This window comes from Ruegeria sp. A4 (genome assembly GCF_056543025.1).
Map to the genome: position 1 here is coordinate 925,142 of NZ_JBQGAW010000001.1, position 19,128 is coordinate 944,269.

Here is a 19,128-nt window from a genome sequence, read left to right on the forward strand (position 1 = left end):
GGGCATTCTGATCAGGTGTTCTGAACCGGCGTGTCCTGACTGAAACTGTTGACCCAAACGTCGTTTCTGCGTTCCCACAAAGAAGAAATCAGCATCGCCTCGCGCGTTGTCGCACCCGGGCGCAGGTAATCGGCCTTGTAGGACAGCAAGACGATATCCGGTGTCAGAACTCGCAATCTCTCGTCGCTCAATTCGAACTCGGCCATCGTCGGAGCATCTGCAAATTGGCCGACATGATCGTCACGATTGGCAAATCCCGTCGGATAGACCCCAAGAAAATCCGCGCTCAGCAAGGCCCGGTCCGCGCTTGCGTTGCCCTCGACCAGCGCCATCCAGACCTGCTTTTCCAAATTCAGAATCTCACTCAGCGCAGGTGCCGTTTTTTGTTCTGTCATATCCATTTCCGCAACCTGCGGCTGATGGCGCTCACCGTCAACCGAATTGCTGAATGTAAATCTTTTTTACATCGACCCCTTGCAACCCCCGCCCACGACCCCATCTAATCAATGTGAAAAGAGTTTACATCAACCCTGGAGAGCTCAAATGACCGCATTGTCCGACCCCGCCGTCCCCGCGAATCCGGGATGGCTTTATCGAATCGAGGCCTGGCTGGATGACAAAGGCAAAGGGGCCTGGATCGCCGCCATGGTCCTTGGTTTCATCTTTTTCTGGCCGGTTGGCCTGGCCCTTCTGGCTTACATGATCTGGAGCAAACGCATGTTCAGCAAATCCTGCAACCGCCGCAAATCCTGGCACAGCCACATGAGCGCGATGAAACCATCCGGCAACAGCGCATTTGACGCCTACAAGGCAGATACACTGGCCCGCCTTGAACGCGAACAGCAGGACTTCGAGGCATTCCTGCGCCGCCTGCGCGATGCCAAGGACAAGGCCGAGTTCGACGAGTTCATGGACGAACGCGCCCGCGAGAACCATGAAGACGACGGAAATGCCAAGCCCGCCTGATTGACCTTGCCCTGTCCCGGCATTCCGGGTCAGGGTACCCTGACCCATTTTTTTCGGACCTGACGAATGAACCACCTGCCTGACCCGGATACCCAACCAGAATTCTACAACTCGGTGACAAGCAAACGCTTTGTCGCTTGGTTGTTTGATATCGCCTTCATCTCGCTGCTCTGCACGGTGGCGATCCTGTTGAGCGCAGGCCTCGGTCTGTTTTTTCTGGCAGTGATCTATGCCGTGATCAGCTTTGTCTATCGCGTAGTAACCATCACGAACGGCTCGGCCACTCTGGGCATGCGGTTCATGGGAATCGAATTGCGCGACGCATTCGGAGAACGAATGGATATGGGCAAGGCCATCGCCCACACTGCCGGCTATTTCGTCAGCATGGCGTTTGCAGTGATCCAGATCATCTCGGTGATCATGATGTTGACCAGCGCCCGCGGCCAGGGTCTGACCGACAGTTTTCTGGGCACGGTCATGATCAATCGACGGGCTTGACACGCGGTTGCGCGAAACACTTGGCGGCCTCGGGAACGGTTGCTATCATCCCTCCCGAGGCTATCTGGGAACTTCATGCGACACACGCTGCCAATTGCGCCACAATTCTATGTCACGGCCCCGCAACCCTGCCCCTATCTCGATGGCAGGATGGAGCGTAAGCTGTTCACCGCGCTCCAGGGCGAAGGTGCGGAACAGTTGAACAATTCCCTGTCGCAGCAGGGGTTTCGCCGGTCGCAGAATGTACTCTACCGCCCTTCCTGCACAGATTGCGCGGCCTGCCTGTCCGCCCGGATCGACGTCTCGGCTTTCCGCCCGACAAAAAGCCAGAAACGCGCGGTGAAACGCAACGGATATCTGCAACGCCGCGCCACATCGCCCTGGGCCACGGACGAGCAGTATGAGCTGTTCCGCCGCTATCTTGACACCCGGCACGCCGATGGCGGCATGGCCGACATGGACGTGTTCGAATTTGCGGCAATGATCGAGGAAACCCCGATTCGAAGCCGGGTGGTGGAATATGCAGATCCTGAGACCGGCGACCTGATCGCTGTCAGCCTGACCGATGTGCTCGATGATGGGCTGAGCATGGTCTACTCTTTCTACGATCCGAACCAGCCTCAGAATTCTCTGGGCACCTATATGATCCTGGACCACATCGAGATCGCGCGCGAAGCCGGCCTGCCCTTTATCTACCTGGGCTATTGGGTCCCCGGCAGCCCCAAGATGGGCTACAAGGCAAAATTCTCTGGGCTTGAGGCCTATGTTCAGGGCGAATGGCAAAAGATCAAAGATCCGGATACCTTCTGCTCTTCCTCACGGCACCCCCTGTCCACCGCGCCGATCGCCGAGCAAGTGGCCAATATCCAGCTTCCCGACCGCCACCCCACCAAGGGCTGACCATCCGATGAAACAGAACCTGCACGCCGTCACCCTAGTGGTGCCGGATTACGATGACGCACTTGCGTTTTACACGGAAAGACTTGGCTTCCAGCTTTTGAAGGACATCGATCTCGGGGGCGGAAAACGCTGGGTCCTGATCATACCGCCGGGTTCTGACGGCGGCGGCCTTCTTCTGGCCAAAGCCGACGGGCCTGAACAACGCGCCGCCATCGGCAACCAGACCGGCGGCCGTGTGGGCTTTTTCCTTCAAACCGATGATTTCCAACGCGACTACACACAGATGCGTGCCAACGGGGTCCATTTCGAAGAAACTCCCCGCTTCGAATCCTATGGCACAGTCGCCGTCTGGCGCGATCCTTTTGGCAACCGCTGGGATCTGATCCAATTCACCTGATCCGCTTCTTCATCTGGCCGAAAATATCCCGGGGATGAATTGGCCGCAGGGCAAGAAGGGGCTGGCCCCTTCCCTGCAACAAACAAGAAAAAGGGGGCCCACAGGCCCCCTTTTGCATTTTGATGATCCGGATCAGTTCGGGATCAGGTCCGGTACGATCGTGACAATCGCCGGGAAGAACCACAGAATTGCGATCCCTACCACCTGGATCAGAACAAACGGAATGATCCCGCGATAGATATGACCCGTCGTCACTTCCTTCGGCGCAACCCCTCGCAAGTAGAACAACGCGAACCCGAACGGCGGTGTCAGGAAGGATGTTTGCAGGTTCACCGCCACCATGATCGTCACCCATTTCGGGTCGAACGACCCGCCATAGATCACCGGCCCCACAATGGGGATCACGATGTAGATGATCTCGAGGAAATCCAGCACGAAGCCCAGAATGAACAACACCAGCATCACGATCAGGAAGACCGTGAACTCGTTGTCAAAACTCTTCAGGAATTGCTGGATATAGTGCTCCCCTCCGAACGAGATCACCACCAGGTTCAGCAATTGGGATCCGATCAGGATGGTAAACACCATCGAGGTCACCTTGGCCGTCTCGCGCACCACCGGGGTCAGAACTCCGCTGGAATACAGCACCCAGCACCCGAACAGCAGCCCGAACAAGGCATACAGATAGGCTGCATACGCGATGATGAAGGCGATCCAGGTCTCCAACGTCACATTGCCCTGATTGACCCGCAGGTCAAAGTTGACCCCCATCAGCAAGGCGATGATCACGGCAAAGGTCGACCAGATGATCACCTTGCCCGATCGCCCCTGATCCTGAAGCTTGCGATAGGCCGCCAGCATGATCGCGCCACCCGCCCCCAGCGCAGCCGCCGGCGTCGGGTTGGTCACACCACCCAGAATCGATCCCAGAACCGCGATGATCAGAACCAGTGGCGGGAAGACCACGCGGATCAGGTCATTGGTCGCACATCGCGCTGCGGCTTCCTTGCAACCATACATAGCCAGCGCAAATGGCAACGCGAGCAACAGGAACGTCGCCCCTGAAGTTGTTGTGGGCGAAATCAGCAAAATATCGACCAACACCATAAGCAGCAGACCAATCGCACCAACGATAAGCGGCTGTGGCGCACGCGAGGGGGCGATGCCACGGCCCAGAACCAGAGTGAGGCCCAACAGCACGACGGTGATCGCGACACCCGTGCCAATTGGTGCGGCTGATGCAATCATTTCCTGTTGTGCGGCGGCCAGTTCTTCTTCGGTCAGGCGCTGAGACTCAGCTGCACCGCCAGCGGCGTCAATGGCTTCCTGCTCGGCGACGGCCTGATCCCAGGCGGCCTGACCATGCAGATCGATCATCGATACCTTGCATTCTTCCGACACGTTGGTACGCAACGATGCGCCCTGTCCGATGTCCGAGAAAGCCGAGACCGAAATGTTCTGGCTGCCGATCAGGCCGACATTGCCCAGCAACACGGTGCCGACGATCAGCGCAACCGGTGCGCCCAGCAGCCAAGTCAAACCTTCGGACCGGGTGATCGGCTCACCCGACCCGCCTGACAGCGCCACAGCAGGTGCCTTATGGGGATTCAGCAATGCATAACCAAACGCATACAACGCATAAAGCAGGGCCAGAAGGATCCCCGGCAAAAGAGCCGCCTGGAACAAGGTTCCGACCGAGACAACTGCCGGCTCTCCCAAATAGGTGAGCGCATCGGTACATCCCGCCTCAACGGCCCGCGTCTCCTGCGCTGTCGAGTACAAATCGCCCGCCAATGTGCCAAGCAGAACGATCACGATCGAGGGCGGAATAATCTGCCCCAGCGTACCCGAGGCCGCGATCACACCCGTTGCAAGCTCTGGCGAGTAGTTGTTCCGCAACATGGTTGGCAGCGCCAGCAGGCCCATGGTCACCACGGTCGCGCCAACGATGCCGGTAGAGGCCGCAAGAAATGCCCCCACAACCACGATGGACACGGCCAGACCACCCGGCAGCGGTCCAAAGACGCGCGCCATCGTCGTCAGCAGGTCGTTCGCGATTTTCGAGCGTTCCAGCGTGATACCCATCAGAACGAACATCAGCACGGCCAGCAATGTTTCGATGGACTGACCGGCCAGAACACGTTCGTTCATGCGATTGACGATGAACGACACGTTGCGGTCCAGCGCGGTTTCCCAACCTTGCACAAAAACCGGCTCGGCGATCCTCGGTAACTCCGGGTATCGGAACACGGAAATGACATCCGCTTTGACCCCGGAATTCACCAGATCCCGATAGGCTTGTGAGCCTGTGTCGATTGCCTGGTGGACCAACAACCCGGCGCTGTCCAGTGCGGCGATGATCCCGAAGGAAATCACCCCGGCGCCACCGATGGCAAAGGCCACCGGGAAGCCGGAAAGGATGCCCCCAAAGAGGCAGAAGAATACGATAATGAGGCCTATCTCGACGCCATCAAGTCCGAATAGCATTGTCTTGGTCTCCGTCCTTAATGCGCGCCTTCATAGGCTTCTTCGCCCTCACCAAGGCTGTCCTTGTCGAGGTATTTTCCAGTGCTTTCCGGCCCTTCCACATACTCAAGATACGAGCGGTACAGGAATGCGATTGCGTGCAAGAACACCATCGCGGCAAAAGCCACCAGCAAGATCTTGAACAGGAAGTATCCGTTGAACCCGTTTGGGCTGAACCCGATGGTTTCCACGTTCCAGCGCAGGGCGCGGGACTTGGCCACCAGCCGGTCCAGCGTGTCACTGGCCGAAGGCTTCGGCACGATCAGGTGCCGCCACATGAAGTACCAGCCATACATCCAGGTCAGCACCGCCATGGGCATCATGAACAAAACCGCACCGCACATATCAACCACCCGTTTGGCACGGTGGCTGATGCCGGCATAGATGAGGTCAACGCGCACATGCCCACCCTGCACGAATGTGTAGGTACAGCACAGGCACACGACCATCGCATTATACAGCTTCAGTTCTTCCGCGAACCAACTGATATCCATCTGGAAAGGGATACCCAAACCAAAAGACATATCGGGTCTGGTAAAGACCCGCTGCATGAAAACGATCACGATCTGCTGGATCACCATCAAAAGACCCGCCCAGGCAAAGAAGCGCCCGGTGGTATTGGCGAACCCCTCAAGGCCCCGCACGATGGCCCACATGAAGTTCCGGTAGTACAGCCCGATGGCCGTCAGAACCAGAAAGAACGTGAACACCACAAAGAAGAACTCGACCGAACCGCCGTAATAGACAAAGCGCATGATCGACGCCTTGTCGGACCAGTCCAGCCAGAGTTGCGGATGCGTGATGGCGTATCCGAAATTATAGAAGGCTTCGGCAATGTTCTGAATGAACCAGACCAGTCCATTCCACAGGGCGCCGAAGAACGAGATACCGTTTTCGTCCTGCATGTTGTCCCCAGGTCGTCTCAGTTGTGCATGGGATTATTGTTGCTTGCCCAAACCCCTTAGCGCAACGGGAAAGGCTCCCCCGCGACGCGGGGGAACCGGTTTTTCTTGGATCAGAATGGCTTAGCCGCGAACACGGTCGCGCTGAGCGGTGTAAACACCCGATGACAGGTTGTTCCAAGCAGACGATGCTGCCATCGACGTCATCGCGCTGTCGTGGATCTTCTTGAACAGCTCATCGCCCATGTTCTCGTCCAGAACTTCCTGGCTGGCCTGACCAAACGCGTCCCAGACACTGTCCGGGAATTCCAGAACCTTGACGCCGCCCGCCTGCAGGCGCTGCAGCGCTGCGCCGTTGTTGGCCAGGAACTGTGCCAGGTTCCACTGGTGCGCTTCGGCAGCAGCGATCTCGATGATCTTCTGCTGTGCCGGGGTCAGTTCATTGAACACGTCGCGGTTGGTTGCCAGCGACAGACCTGCGCCCGGCTCGTGGAAGCCCGCAGTGTAGTAGGTCTTGGTGATTTCCTGGAAGCCGGCCTTTTCGTCGGCCCATGGACCGATCCACTCGGTACCGTCGATCGCGCCGGACGACAGCGCCTGATACACTTCCGACCCCGGAATGTTCTGTACGGATGCGCCCAGTTTACCCAGCGCCTTGCCGCCCAGACCCGGCATACGGAACTTCAGACCGTTGAAGTCTTCGGGGCTGTTGATCTCTTTCGAGTACCAGCCACCCGCCTGCGCACCGGTGTTGCCGGCCAGGAAGGACTTCAGGCCAAAGATTTCGCCCAGCTCGTCATGCAGCTCCATACCGCCGTCATGATAGTACCAGTTCACCAGTTCCTGTGCAGTCATGCCGAAAGGAACGGCCGTGAAGAACGCATAACCCGGGTGCTGACCCACAAAGTAATAGTCAGCGGCATGATACATGTCCGCCTGACCCGACGACACCGCGTCAAATACTTCGAAGGCACCAACCAGTTCGCCTGCCGCCTTGATTTCAACATTCAAGCTGCCATCCGACATGGCGTTGATGCTGTCGGCACAACGCTGCGCGCTGTCAAACACGCCCGCCAGACCACGACCCCACGAGGTCACCATGGTCAGGGTTCGCTGGCCCTGAGCATAAGCCGGTGCCGCCAATGCTGTCGCTGCAGCTGCCGAACCGCCCAGCGCGGATTTTTTCAGAAATGAACGACGATCCATATGAGTGTTCCTCCCCTTCATAGTCACGGCCCGGCAGAACCGGACCTGTCGCATTCAGTGCGCGTCAGCCTAATGTGACCGAACTGAAAGGGAATACCTACTACTGCGTAGAGAATCGGATTCTTTGCGATTTCCGGCAAGAAATCAGACCGCAAAGCACGTCTTCCCCGACGATAATCTCTGTATTCCGCGAATAAAGCCCAATCTTTTTGCATTTTCGCCGCCGCTTGCGTATCGATTCGTCCATGCAAAGACTCCGACATCTGGTCTCGCTGACCTATGCGCAGAAATTGTCGCTGGTGGCGGCAATCCCGCTGGTCGTGGCCGTGGCGGCAATTGCCGTGCTTGTGGCATACGAGGCGCGCGCGACCGCCGAGCGTGAGATCGAAGCGCTGGAACGCAGCCTGGTCGAAGCCAAGAAGGAGGAGTTGCGCAACTACGTAACACAGGCGCGCAACGGGTTCGCCTATATCTACGGCCGGGCCGAGCCAGATGACGAGGTTGCGAAAAACCTCGTGTCCCAAATCCTGTCGGCAATGATCTATGGCCAGGATGGGTTCTTCTTTGTCTACGATTATGACGGCAACAATCTGGTCAGCCCCCGCCAGACGCAGTTCATCAACCGAAACTGGGAAGGGCTGACGGACAGCGACGGCACTCCGATCGTTGACGAGTTCATCCGCCTCGCCCGCCAGGGGGCTGGTTGGCACAGCTTCATGTGGCAAAAGCCCTCGACCGGAGAGGAAGCACAGATGATCGCCTATGTCGTCGGGCTTCAGGACTGGCGCTGGGTCGTGGGAACCGGAGTCTTCATCGACGACATCGTTGCAACGGTCGCCAACGCCAGGGCCGAGGTCGAGGCCCGCGTTCAGCGCACCTTCATGTATATCGGCGCGATCGTTGTGGCGGCGGTGCTCATCGTCTTTGCATCCGGCATGTTGCTGAACATCCGCGAGCGCAGACTTGCGGACGCCAAGCTGAAGGAGCTGACCCAGCGCGTCTTCGATGCCCAGGAAGAGGAACGAGGCCGCGTTGCCCGCGAACTGCATGACGGCATAAGCCAGATTCTGGTCGGTGTACGCTATGCACTGGACAACGCGCGGCGCCGCCTGTCCCGCGGCGATGACGCGGGCGCACGCGATCCGCTGGACAAAGGGATTGACCATCTTGGCACCGCCATAACCGAGGTCCGCCGCATCAGTCGCGACCTGCGCCCCGGCGTGTTGGATGATCTGGGTCTTGGGCCAGCGCTGAAAGCTCTGACCGACGATTTCCGGGACCGCACCGGGATCGAGACGGAATTCTCGACCGTGGTGTTCCGCAACCGGCTGGACCAGGACAGCAAGATTGCCCTGTATCGCATCGCGCAAGAGGCGCTGACCAATATCGAGCGCCACTCTGGCGCCACGCATGTTACGATAGACCTGCGCGGACACAAGAAAGGTGCAACCATGCGGATCACTGACAATGGCCGGGGCATGCGGACCGATCCCAGCACCCCCAGCACCGGGATCGGGTTGCGCAACATGCAAGAACGCATCGAACAGCTTGACGGGTCCCTGCGCATTCTGTCATCACGCGGACCGCGCGGCGGCACTGTCATCGAAGTCAGCCTGCCGCTGAGCCACCTTCTGCCGCCGCAGGAAGACGCAACTCCGAACCGAAAGGCCGGCACATGAGCGCCGAAAGCATCCGAGTTCTTATTGTCGACGACCACCCGATGGTGGCCGAGGGCATCCAGTCCATCCTCGAAAGCTATGATGAGATTCAAGTGGTCGGTACGCTTGGCAGCGGACAGGCGGCAGTGGATCAGGCTGTTGACCTTGCCCCGGATGTGATCCTGATGGATCTGAACATGCCCGGCCTCGGCGGTCTCAGCGCCACGGAAATCATCCTGGAACGATTGCCGGAAACACGCATCCTGATCCTGTCGATGCATGACAGCCCGGAATATATCTCGACCGCGCTCAGCCACGGTGCCAAAGGCTACGTGCTCAAGGACGTGCCCACGGAAGAGATCAAGCAGGCCATTGATGCGGTGATGCGGGGTGAACGGTACCTGTGCACCGGCGCCAGCGGATCGCTCAAGCCCAAGGGCGACAACGTGCGCGAAGCGCTGACCGGACGTGAACAGACCATTCTGCTGGAACTGGCCCAAGGCAAATCCAACAAGGAAGTTGCGCAAACGCTGGATATTTCCGTGCGGACGGTCGAAACGCACCGCAAGAATATCAAACGCAAACTCGGCATATCCTCAACCGCCGGGCTGACACGCTACGCTTTGGAACATGGCGTGCTGCAAGGGACTGGTGTCGGTTTCTGATCTGCACGCGCGCGCAGCGCTGCCCGGCCCAACCATAGGATAGGCGCCGCAAGCGTGTTGACGACGGGCGGGAGCGGTACCCGCCGGGTCAAAGACCTTCTCCGAAAAAAACCAATGTCCCGTCTTCGTCCAGAACGTGGAATTCACGCTGATTATAGGGCTGATTGAACGGCGGCCTGACACGGCCTTCGGGCAGATCGGCCAATCGGTCGCGCAGGCTGTCATAAAGCCCATCAATATCTTCAACATCGATATAGAAGGAGTGTTCTTCACCCAATGGCTTGCCATCATCCCGGGGTGGGCATTCCAAAAGGCGGATCGCAACAGGACCACGTTTCAAAAAGGCATAATTGTCTTGCGTGAACCCACAGGTGAACCCAAGGCGATCGCAATAGAAGTCGATCTGGTCCTTCAGGGACGAGCACAACACAAATGGTGTAAGCTGCAAAATCCTGGGCATCTGACTCTCCGGACAGGAAGCAGATGCATTGTACCGAGGTTGACCACTCAATCCAGCAATTGATCCTTTCGCAGCCCCGCGCGCTTGAAATGATGCGGCAAAACGCGGCCATACAATTGCTGCGTCCGTTCCACACCGCCACACATGCCCTCAGCCTCGACAAAGGAAAAGATGCCGACAAAACGACGGCGCTTGCCTCTGACCGGAGCAACCCGGTGCAATGAATACCTGCCCTTGAATATCTGCAAATCCCCCGGCTGCAGTTCCAGCCGGCGAACCCGCCCCATGTTCCCATCGAGAACCGAGGCCACCAGATCAAAGTTTTCATTTTCCGCCGTCCGCAGGTTGGGCACATACTCGAACGCGCCGCCCGTCTCTCCGTTCTGGATGGCCAGCGTCACGGTGTAGTTGTTGGTGTCGAAATGCCAGGGAAAGCCCTGCCCTTCTTCCACGACATTGATGATCACGTCCGCCAATGGATCATTGTAGCGAAAAAAGCGGTCTTCGGGTTCATTCAGGGCATCGCGGACAAACGGAAGAAAGCCGTCGAACTCGTAAATGCGCCGCAGCGGGCCGGATTTCGAAAAATTGTCGGCCGGAACAAAGGCGTTCGAACGATCATAGAACCGGCGGATCGGATGGGCGATGCCAAGCCTTGGGTCGTCCTTCGTGAAATAGGCGTTGGTTCTGTTGAAGGACCGGTGCGCCTTGGGCGCCACCCCCTCGGCTTCTTGCACCAGTAGCTTGACCCCTGCTTCGTGCACGAAACCCGGCAGAACAGCACATCCATCCTGTTCCAACTCGCGTCTCAAATCCTCGATCAGCCGGTCATAAGCCGGTGAATCCGGACGATCGATTGGATAGCGGCCAAGATCAACCAGGTCCTGCAACATTTCAAGCCTCCGGGTTTTGCCCCCTGCACGTTCAGCGTGGCGCAGAAAAAAGTAATGATCATGCCCGTTTCGGACATCGGCCTGACGCTTTCAGACCGCCTTATTCGCACACAAAACGGCCAGCTCACCCGCCGAATTCCCGGAAATTCCCGACATGCGGCACTCTGCGCAATAAAATGTCGCAAAATACCGCCGCTGAGATAGAAAATTGGTGCAATTGCCTGTTGACGCCCCTTCCCCCCGACCATAATGTCGCCTCCAAGCAAAAAGGAGCCTCTGGCGATGAGAACGCTAGTCGTAATCGTAGGAACCACGCGCATGGGCCGGTAACGGTAAACCATAATCGAACCCATGCGCCTCCGAAAAATCGGGGGCTTTTTTTTGTCGAACGCAAGACACATGTCGCGAACGGAGCAAAGCAGATGACACGTGAGATGACCGGCGCAAAGATGGTGGTTCAGGCCCTCAAGGATCAGGGCGTGGACACGGTATTCGGATACCCCGGTGGCGCCGTGCTACCGATCTATGATGAGATCTTTCTGCAAAACGACATTCGCCACATTCTGGTGCGTCACGAACAGGGCGCGATCCACGCGGCCGAAGGCTATGCCCGATCGACGGGAAAACCGGGCGTCGCGCTTGTCACGTCAGGCCCCGGTGCCACCAATGCTGTCACCGGTCTGACCGATGCGTTGCTGGATTCGATCCCGATCGTTGTTCTGACCGGGCAAGTCCCGACCTTCATGATCGGATCGGATGCGTTTCAGGAGGCCGACACCGTAGGCATCACCCGCCCCTGCACCAAGCATAACTGGCTGGTGAAGGACACGGACTCGCTGGCTGAAACCCTGCACGAGGCATTCCATGTCGCCACCTCGGGCCGCCCCGGCCCGGTGCTGATCGACATCCCGAAGGATGTGCAGTTCGCGTCGGGCGAATATGCCAGCCCGAAACCTTCGACCTCGCATTACCAACCCGCGATGAAAGGAGATCTGGAAGAGATCACCGAACTGGTTGCCGCGATGGAAACCGCAAAGAAACCGATCTTCTATACCGGCGGTGGCGTTATCAATTCCGGCCCCGCGGCCAGCCAGTTGCTGCGTGAACTGGTGGATGCAACGGGCTTTCCGATCACCTCAACCCTGATGGGTCTGGGCGCCTATCCCGCCTCGGGCGAAAATTGGTTGGGAATGCTCGGCATGCACGGCCTTTATGAGGCCAATATGGCGATGCATGATTGCGATCTGATGATCAATATCGGTGCGCGGTTCGATGACCGGATCACCGGGCGTATCGATGCGTTTTCGCCGAACTCGAAAAAGGCGCATATCGACATCGACCCGTCCTCGATCAACAAGGTCATACGGGTGGACATCCCGATCGTCGGCGATGTGGCGCATGTGCTCGAGGATATTCTGAAGATCTGGAAGTCGCGCGGCCGCAAGACGGACGCCGCGAATGTCAAGCAGTGGCAGAACCAGATCGCCGAGTGGCGCAAGATCAACTGCCTGGCCTTCACCAACAGCGAAAAGTCGATCAAACCGCAATACGCGCTGCAACGCCTTGAAGAACTGACGAAAAAGCATGATCGCTACATCACCACCGAGGTGGGTCAGCACCAGATGTGGGCGGCGCAGTACCTTGGGTTCGAAGACCCAAACCGCTGGATGACATCGGGCGGTCTGGGCACGATGGGTTATGGGTTCCCCGCCTCGATCGGCGTTCAGATGGCGCATCCGGACGCTCTGGTGATCAATGTCGCCGGCGAGGCCAGCTGGCTGATGAACATGCAGGAAATGGGCACCGCCGTTCAGTACCGCCTGCCGGTGAAACAGTTCATCCTGAACAACGAACGTCTGGGCATGGTCCGCCAGTGGCAGGAGCTGCTGCATGGCGAGCGCTATTCACATTCCTGGTCCGAGGCCCTGCCCGATTTCGTAAAACTGGCTGAGGCCTTTGGCGCCAAAGGTATCCTGTGTTCCGACCCCGCCGATCTGGATGACGCGATCATGGAGATGATCGATTACGACGGTCCGGTGATCTTTGACTGTCTGGTTGAAAAGCACGAGAACTGCTTCCCCATGATCCCGTCGGGCAAGGCCCATAACGAGATGCTGTTGGGCGAGGCGGAAACGCAGGGCGTGATCGATAGCAAAGGCTCGGTTCTGGTTTAACACAATTCGACGGATTTGGTCGGGTGCCTTGCTGTGCCCGACATCTCAAGGATGATGAAAGGGACGTAAATGTCTGCCCTACATATCAAAAAAGGCTCTACCCGCCATTCGGCCTATAACCTACGGCCCACTTTCTCGGACGTTCAGGAACGCCATACAATCGCGGTTCTGGTCGAAAACGAGCCCGGAGTGCTGGCCCGTGTCATCGGCCTTTTCTCGGGTCGTGGTTATAACATCGAAAGCCTGACGGTGGCCGAGGTTGATCATACCGGCCACCTGAGCCGCATCACCATCGTCACCACCGGCACGCCGCAGGTCATCGAACAGATCAAGGCGCAGCTTGGCAGGATTGTTTCGGTGCGTGACGTGCATGATCTGACCGTCGAGGGCGCCTCGGTCGAGCGTGAACTGGCGATCATCAAGGTCGTCGGCGAAGGCGACAAGCGGGTCGAAGCCCTGCGACTGGCGGACATCTTCCGCGCCAATGTTGTCGACAGCACGCTCAATTCCTTCATCTTCGAAATCACCGGCGCGCCGGACAAGATCGACGCATTTGCCGACCTGATGCGCCCGCTGGGCCTGATGGAAATCGCGCGTACCGGCGTGGCGGCCCTGCTGCGCGGCGATTGATCGACCTGTCCCGCCTTGGCGCTTGTCTTGCAGCCAAGGCGGGAACACTTTTTAGGGTGGCTGGTCCTTTCAAATTCAACTCTTGCGATCTGAATGCGCTATAATTGCCATATGGTCGGCTTTTCCCAATAAAGATCAGGCATTTTCAGATAAAGCCTATTGCCTTTACACATGAGGGCGTTAGCCTCGAAGCTGCAACGCGACGTGGGGATACGTTGCTTGGGGTCATTCTGTACGATTTTTAAAATGCACCGGGCTTCGGCGTCGGTGCGACGATGGTTTCTTCCGGAAACTAAGCAAGACGTGGGCACCCATGACTGACGATATTCGTAGTCCGGCCGAGATTCGCGCAATGTTTGGTGCGAACCTTCGGCAATTGGCAAAGCGATATCGCTCGGTCTCGGCACTGTGCCGCCAACTTGGCGTAAACCGTACCCAGTTCAACAGATATCTTTCCGGTGAAAGCGTACCCAGACCGGATGTGCTGGACCGTATATGCAGGTTTTTCGATGTCGATGCCCGCATTCTTCTGAAACCGCTGGACGAGATCGAGAAGATCGAAGAACACCCTGCAACCCCGGCCCTGACAGAGTTTTTGGGCTCGGGTGCGGATGCGATCGAGAAATCCCCGTTTTCCCCCGGGTTCTACGCGGTGATCGAAAGCCTGTCGGCTGAACACCGGATGACCCTGCTGCACGCCCGACCCTTGGCCCAATGTACGTTGATCCGTGGCTACGTGTCGCGTGCGGCAATGCCCGAGGCACCCCCGAAGGCGCGGGAAATACAGGGGATAGCAGCCTCAAGCGGTGACACTGTCTATATGCTGACCTCCCAGCGGGAAGGTCACAACAGCCGGGTCTATCTGATCTCTCCGGACCCCACGGGAACGGCAGTTCATTGGCGTGGGTCGGTCATCAGCCCGACAAATGCGACAACGCCCGAACCTGTTGTGCTAAAATACCTTGGGCACGACTCGACGGCCATTTTTGCTGCTGCGCGATTGTCGACGAACAATGTGGCTCAGAACCTGTAACCTACCGTCTCAGGTTGGTGTTTCCTCTTCATCATTCTGCGTGATCTGCCGGTACAGATGCCAACTGGCATGTCCCAGCAACGGCAGAACCACCAGCAACCCCAGGAACCAGGGCACCATCGCCAGAAATGTCAGCACCGCGATGAAGGCACCCCAGGCCAGCATCACCGGAAAATTCTCTGACACGTAGGTAAAGCTGGTGATCATGGCCGTTACGAAATCCAGTTCGCGGTCCAGCAGCAGAGGGATCGACAGAACGGTGATCATGTACAGAACGGTCGCAAAAACCGCCCCGACTGCCGTGCCGACAGCCAGCATTGTCAGGCCATTCAATGTCAGAAACACCTCAAGCGAGGTCGACACGTTGGTCATCGTCGCCAACCCCATGAACAGGGCAAAAATCATGTGCCCCAGAAAAAACCAGAAAAGAAACACGACAACTATGATCGCGCAGATCGAGGGCAATTGTCTGCGGCTTTGCTGCATCACGACCCCGAAGATCGCGCCAAAATCGAGCGGCTCTCCTTGTTCCAGCCTGTGCGATACCTCGTACAGACCAACAGCGGCAAACGGGCCGATCAGCGGAAACCCGATGGCCGCCAGCACCAGCCAAAAGGTTGTTCCGGTCTGAACTGTCACCCATGCCATCGCCCACCCGGACAGTACGTAAAACCCCGCAAAAATAAGGCCGAACAGCGGTGCGCGGCGAAAGTCGGCCCAAGCGCGCTGCAATGCAGTCCGCAGCATGGCGGTATCGACCGGTCGCATATCCGGAACACCAAAGGGTTTGTCCATGTTGTCTTCCTCCTCCCTGACCGGCGTTATGGCATCGCCGGCCTCTTGTTCGGCCAATTGGTTTCGGCGTGGTAAGCCGCACCGACTGACAAAAGTTTTCGATCCGATCCTCTGGGCCCGAACAATTGAAACCCCATTGGCAGCCCCTGCGTGCCAAACCCCGCGGGCGCAGCAAGGCATGGCAGGCCGATCAGGCTGACCGGTATCGTGACATGCATCCATCGGTGATAGGTATCCATGGCCCGGCCCGCGATCTCTGTCGGGTAAGGCAAATCAACCGAAAATGGCCAGATCTGAGCAGACGGCAGAACCAAAGCGTCAAACTTTTCGAACAGCTTCGCCGCGCAACGGAACCATTCCGAGCGGATGACACTGGCGTGGTGCACCTCCATTGCACTCAGTGCCAGACCCCGATCCAGTTCCCATTGTGCCGAGTCTTTCAAATCTTCCTTTTGCGACACCAAGGGTTCCAGCCCGGCGGCCACGCTGAACGACCGCAAGGTGATCCAGCTGGTCCAGAGTTTTTCGGCATCGAAAGGCGGGGCGACGTCCTCAACCCGCGCGCCACGCGTTTCGAACACGCCCATCGCGTCTTTGCAGATGTCAAGAATACCGGGCTCGGTCGGAAAAGCGCCGCCCCAGTCGCCAAGCCACCCGATCCGCAGCCCTTGCAGATCTGCGGCGGTCACCGGCGACACCGGCGCACTTTCAACGGCCAGCGGCAAGCGCGGGTCCGGCCCCGAGATGACATCAAGCAGAACACCCAGATCTTCGGGGCAGCGCGCCATGGGGCCCAGTGTCGACAACTGGTGCAAAAAGCTGTCCCCCACGGGATCGAAAGGCACCCTGCCCCAGCTTGGCCGAAAGCCATAAACGTTGTTCCAGGCGGCAGGGTTGCGCAAACTGCCCATCATGTCCGAGCCATCGGCCAAAGCAACCATGCCCGTCGCCAAGGCTACCGCCGCCCCGCCGGATGAGCCACCGCAGGTGCGATTGGCATCATAAGGGTTGCGCGTTGCGCCATAGACCGGATTGAACGTGTGCGATCCCAGCCCAAATTCCGGCGTATTGGTCTTTCCGATCAGGATGGCACCGGCTTGCCGCATCCGCGCGGCGATCAGATCGTCGCTGGCTGGCACGTGGTCTTGAAAAACAGGTGATCCTTGCGACGAGACGACACCCGCCACATTCACAAGATCCTTGACTGCGATTGGAAGACCGTGCAGTGGGCCGGTGATCGGGCCGTCGTCACAGGCCTTCGCCTCGGCCATCAAACCATCTGAATCCCTCAGCGCCACGATGGCATTCACCTCACCATTGACCTTGGCGATGCGATCCAGCGTGGCCTGCATCACGTCCGAGGCTGAAACCTGCCGGTTGGCCAACTGTTTCAAAAGGTCTGTAGCCGATATCCGGGTCAGGTCCATGACGCGCCAATCCATTGTCGTTTCCGGCAGCCTAGCGGGCAGCTCGGATCATTTAAACCCACTGTTTAAATGTATCTTTTCAGTGAAGTCCCGGACGGCAATGTCAGCGCGCTGACCTGCGAAAACGCAGGTTGCTGTCAGCCCCAAGCCAGTAGCGCAGGCAAAGAACGATCACGATGCAACTGAGCACCAGCCAGATCCCGCCCCACAACATGGCAGAGCCACCGAATTCCTCGGCCAGCATGAATGCATCCGAACGCGCGCCAGACCGTCGGATCGTGTCATCGAAGATGTCGAAAGGGACATATATCATGCTGGTCAATCCGATCACGCGCAGCACCAGATCGCTTGCATCGGGGCGCAGATACCACGCTGCAGCAATCATCGCAGCCCCGGTTCCGATGCTGAAAACAAGGGCGAACGGGTCGCGGATATACAGCACCGCCACCAGGCACATAACACCGCCAAAACCAGCCAGAACGGCGCGGTCGGCCCGTGTTCGCAAAGCAAGGATCAAAAGGGCCATGCCCAGCGCCAGGGAACCAAGATACCCGGCAGACAGGCTGAGAAAGCGATTGCCGCCCCGGCCGACGACAACGCCGCCCTGTTGTGGTGAGATCGAAAAGCTCTCGACCGAGCCACCCGTCATCAGGATCGTCACCGCATGAGACAGCTCATGCAGAAAGACGACCAGTATCTTCAGTGGAACCGCAACCAGTGTATTCCAAAGCAGAAACACCAGGGCCGTGATGAGGATAAGCTGCCAATGCCCTTTCAGAACGTTCAGGAAAGGGCTGTTACGCTTCACCTCAGATGTCGCCCTGGGCCTCGGAGCGGCTCTTGCCCGCCACGTTCAGGGCCAGTGTGGCCGCCATGAAGCCGTCCAGATCGCCGTCCAGAACACCCTTGGTATCCGAGGTCTCGTAATTGGTCCGCAGGTCTTTGACCATCTGGTAGGGCTGCAAAACATATGACCGGATCTGGTTGCCCCAGCCCGCATCCCCCTTGGCTTCATGTGCCGCGTTGATGTCAGCGTTCCGGCGGTCCAGCTCCAGTTGATACAAGCGCGATTTCAGAGCCTTCATGGCGATATCGCGGTTCTGGTGCTGCGACTTCTCGGACGAGGTCACGACAATCCCGGTCGGAATGTGCGTGATCCGTACGGCCGAGTCCGTGGTGTTCACGTGCTGACCACCGGCACCCGATGACCGGTAGGTGTCGATGCGGATATCGGCGGGGTTCACCTCGATCTCGATATTGTCGTCGACCACGGGATAGACCCAGACCGAACAGAACGAGGTGTGCCGCTTGGCCGCCGAGTCAAAAGGCGAAATCCGCACCAGCCGGTGCACGCCGCTTTCGGATTTCAGCCAGCCATAAGCGTTGTGCCCCGAAATCTTGTACGCAGCGGATTTGATCCCTGCCTCTTCGCCCGGGGTTTCGGACTGAAGCTCGACCGTATAGCCTTTTTTCTCGGCCCAGCGCACATACATCCGCGCCAGCATCGAGGCCCAGTCGCAGCTTTCGGTTCCGCCCGCGCCCGAGTTGATCTCGAGGAAGGTGTCGTTGCTGTCGGCCTCGCCGTCAAGCAGGGCCTCAAGCTCTTTCTTCGCGGCCTTGGCCTGAAGCGCCTTGATCGCGGCTTCGGCGTCCTGGACAACTTCTTCGTCTTCTTCCATTTCGCCCAGCTCAATCAGTTCGATATTGTCGCTGAGATCGGTTTTGATAGACTCGTAGGTCTCGATCGCGTCGACCAGCATCTGCCGCTCGCGCATCAGTTTCTGCGCCTTTTCCGGATTGTCCCACAGGTTGGGATCTTCGACACGCGCATTGAATTCCTCAAGGCGATGCGGCGCGGTCTCATAGTCCATGCGCTGCGCCAGCAGCTCCAGCGACTTTTCGATTTCCGCCACAGTGTTCTGGGTTTCGGCGCGCATGGTCTTGTCCCAACTTGCTCAATCAGGCCTGCGTGATAGCAAGAGGTGCGAGACACCACAA

Annotated in this window: 19 protein-coding genes; 9 read left to right on the forward strand and 10 right to left on the reverse strand. The window is 58.2% G+C overall.

Annotated elements, in window-relative coordinates:
* Nucleotides 1–11: 11 nt before the first annotated feature.
* Nucleotides 12–395 (reverse strand): DUF4440 domain-containing protein, encoded by a 384-nt coding sequence (locus ACR0E2_RS04610; RefSeq protein ID WP_480445396.1) that lies wholly within the window; start codon nucleotides 393–395, stop codon nucleotides 12–14.
* A 148-nt stretch (nucleotides 396–543) separates the two neighbouring features.
* Here ACR0E2_RS04610 and ACR0E2_RS04615 point away from each other — a divergent pair, with 148 nt between their 5' ends.
* The 4 genes from ACR0E2_RS04615 (at nucleotide 544) to ACR0E2_RS04630 (ending at nucleotide 2,761) form a co-directional block, all read left to right on the forward strand.
* Nucleotides 544–966 (forward strand): DUF2852 domain-containing protein, encoded by a 423-nt coding sequence (locus tag ACR0E2_RS04615; protein ID WP_224852868.1) that lies wholly within the window; start codon nucleotides 544–546, stop codon nucleotides 964–966.
* Between the two features lie 66 nt (nucleotides 967–1,032).
* Nucleotides 1,033–1,464, forward strand: a complete 432-nt coding sequence (locus ACR0E2_RS04620) for an RDD family protein (protein WP_171115477.1) — start codon at nucleotides 1,033–1,035, stop codon at nucleotides 1,462–1,464.
* Nucleotides 1,465–1,539: 75 nt separating this feature from the next.
* Nucleotides 1,540–2,364: an arginyltransferase gene (locus tag ACR0E2_RS04625; RefSeq protein WP_171228133.1), complete on the forward strand. Its 825-nt coding sequence runs from the start codon at nucleotides 1,540–1,542 to the stop codon at nucleotides 2,362–2,364.
* A 7-nt stretch (nucleotides 2,365–2,371) separates the two neighbouring features.
* Nucleotides 2,372–2,761, forward strand: a complete 390-nt coding sequence (locus ACR0E2_RS04630; protein ID WP_171228132.1) for a VOC family protein — start codon at nucleotides 2,372–2,374, stop codon at nucleotides 2,759–2,761.
* A gap of 132 nt (nucleotides 2,762–2,893) precedes the next feature.
* On the opposite strand, the gene ACR0E2_RS04635 is transcribed toward ACR0E2_RS04630, so the two are convergent.
* The 3 genes from ACR0E2_RS04635 to ACR0E2_RS04645 all read right to left on the reverse strand — a co-directional run bounded on the left by ACR0E2_RS04635 (nucleotide 2,894) and on the right by ACR0E2_RS04645 (nucleotide 7,395).
* Nucleotides 2,894–5,248 carry a TRAP transporter large permease gene (locus tag ACR0E2_RS04635; protein WP_171228131.1) on the reverse strand — a complete coding sequence of 785 codons (2,355 nt, stop codon included), beginning with the start codon at nucleotides 5,246–5,248 and terminating at the stop codon, nucleotides 2,894–2,896.
* A 17-nt stretch (nucleotides 5,249–5,265) separates the two neighbouring features.
* The gene (locus tag ACR0E2_RS04640; protein ID WP_171228130.1) at nucleotides 5,266–6,192 is read right to left on the reverse strand and encodes a TRAP transporter small permease subunit; all 927 of its coding nucleotides are present in this window, start codon (nucleotides 6,190–6,192) and stop codon (nucleotides 5,266–5,268) included.
* Between the two features lie 120 nt (nucleotides 6,193–6,312).
* Entirely contained in the window at nucleotides 6,313–7,395 is a 1,083-nt protein-coding gene (locus ACR0E2_RS04645) for a TRAP transporter substrate-binding protein (RefSeq protein WP_117868673.1), read from the reverse strand.
* Between the two features lie 245 nt (nucleotides 7,396–7,640).
* Here ACR0E2_RS04645 and ACR0E2_RS04650 point away from each other — a divergent pair, with 245 nt between their 5' ends.
* Together ACR0E2_RS04650 and ACR0E2_RS04655 are read left to right on the forward strand one after the other, a co-directional pair.
* Nucleotides 7,641–9,074: a cache domain-containing protein gene (locus ACR0E2_RS04650; RefSeq protein ID WP_152458267.1), complete on the forward strand. Its 1,434-nt coding sequence runs from the start codon at nucleotides 7,641–7,643 to the stop codon at nucleotides 9,072–9,074.
* Nucleotides 9,071–9,718 carry a response regulator transcription factor gene (locus ACR0E2_RS04655; RefSeq protein WP_171631808.1) on the forward strand — a complete coding sequence of 216 codons (648 nt, stop codon included), beginning with the start codon at nucleotides 9,071–9,073 and terminating at the stop codon, nucleotides 9,716–9,718. Before ACR0E2_RS04650 ends, ACR0E2_RS04655 begins: the two co-directional genes overlap by 4 nt.
* 88 nt (nucleotides 9,719–9,806) lie before the next feature.
* Here ACR0E2_RS04655 and ACR0E2_RS04660 read toward each other — a convergent pair whose 3' ends face one another.
* Nucleotides 9,807–10,178, reverse strand: a complete 372-nt coding sequence (locus ACR0E2_RS04660) for a bleomycin resistance protein (RefSeq protein WP_480445399.1) — start codon at nucleotides 10,176–10,178, stop codon at nucleotides 9,807–9,809.
* 47 nt (nucleotides 10,179–10,225) lie between these two features.
* Nucleotides 10,226–11,071 (reverse strand): HalD/BesD family halogenase, encoded by an 846-nt coding sequence (locus ACR0E2_RS04665; RefSeq protein WP_480445400.1) that lies wholly within the window; start codon nucleotides 11,069–11,071, stop codon nucleotides 10,226–10,228.
* Nucleotides 11,072–11,493: 422 nt separating this feature from the next.
* Here ACR0E2_RS04665 and ACR0E2_RS04670 point away from each other — a divergent pair, with 422 nt between their 5' ends.
* The 3 genes from ACR0E2_RS04670 (at nucleotide 11,494) to ACR0E2_RS04680 (ending at nucleotide 14,908) form a co-directional block, all read left to right on the forward strand.
* A complete protein-coding gene (locus ACR0E2_RS04670) occupies nucleotides 11,494–13,245 on the forward strand; it encodes an acetolactate synthase 3 large subunit (RefSeq protein ID WP_171639312.1) in 1,752 nt (583 codons plus the stop codon).
* Nucleotides 13,246–13,314: 69 nt separating this feature from the next.
* Entirely contained in the window at nucleotides 13,315–13,875 is a 561-nt protein-coding gene (gene ilvN, locus ACR0E2_RS04675; RefSeq protein ID WP_117868667.1) for an acetolactate synthase small subunit, read from the forward strand.
* Between the two features lie 313 nt (nucleotides 13,876–14,188).
* Nucleotides 14,189–14,908, forward strand: a complete 720-nt coding sequence (locus tag ACR0E2_RS04680) for a helix-turn-helix domain-containing protein (protein WP_480445402.1) — start codon at nucleotides 14,189–14,191, stop codon at nucleotides 14,906–14,908.
* 9 nt (nucleotides 14,909–14,917) lie between these two features.
* Here ACR0E2_RS04680 and ACR0E2_RS04685 read toward each other — a convergent pair whose 3' ends face one another.
* From ACR0E2_RS04685 to prfB, 4 genes are all read right to left on the reverse strand, one after another.
* Nucleotides 14,918–15,703: a DUF2189 domain-containing protein gene (locus ACR0E2_RS04685; RefSeq protein ID WP_480445403.1), complete on the reverse strand. Its 786-nt coding sequence runs from the start codon at nucleotides 15,701–15,703 to the stop codon at nucleotides 14,918–14,920.
* Nucleotides 15,704–15,729: 26 nt separating this feature from the next.
* On the reverse strand, nucleotides 15,730–17,130 hold the full coding sequence (locus ACR0E2_RS04690) for an amidase (protein ID WP_480446179.1): 1,401 nt from the start codon (nucleotides 17,128–17,130) through the stop codon (nucleotides 15,730–15,732).
* 103 nt (nucleotides 17,131–17,233) lie between these two features.
* Nucleotides 17,234–17,938, reverse strand: coding sequence for a M50 family metallopeptidase (locus tag ACR0E2_RS04695; protein ID WP_480445405.1), 705 nt, complete (start codon nucleotides 17,936–17,938; stop codon nucleotides 17,234–17,236).
* 1 nt (nucleotide 17,939) lies between these two features.
* Nucleotides 17,940–19,067 carry a peptide chain release factor 2 gene (gene prfB, locus ACR0E2_RS04700; RefSeq protein WP_152458274.1) on the reverse strand — a complete coding sequence of 376 codons (1,128 nt, stop codon included), beginning with the start codon at nucleotides 19,065–19,067 and terminating at the stop codon, nucleotides 17,940–17,942.
* Between the last annotated feature and the right edge of the window lie 61 nt (nucleotides 19,068–19,128).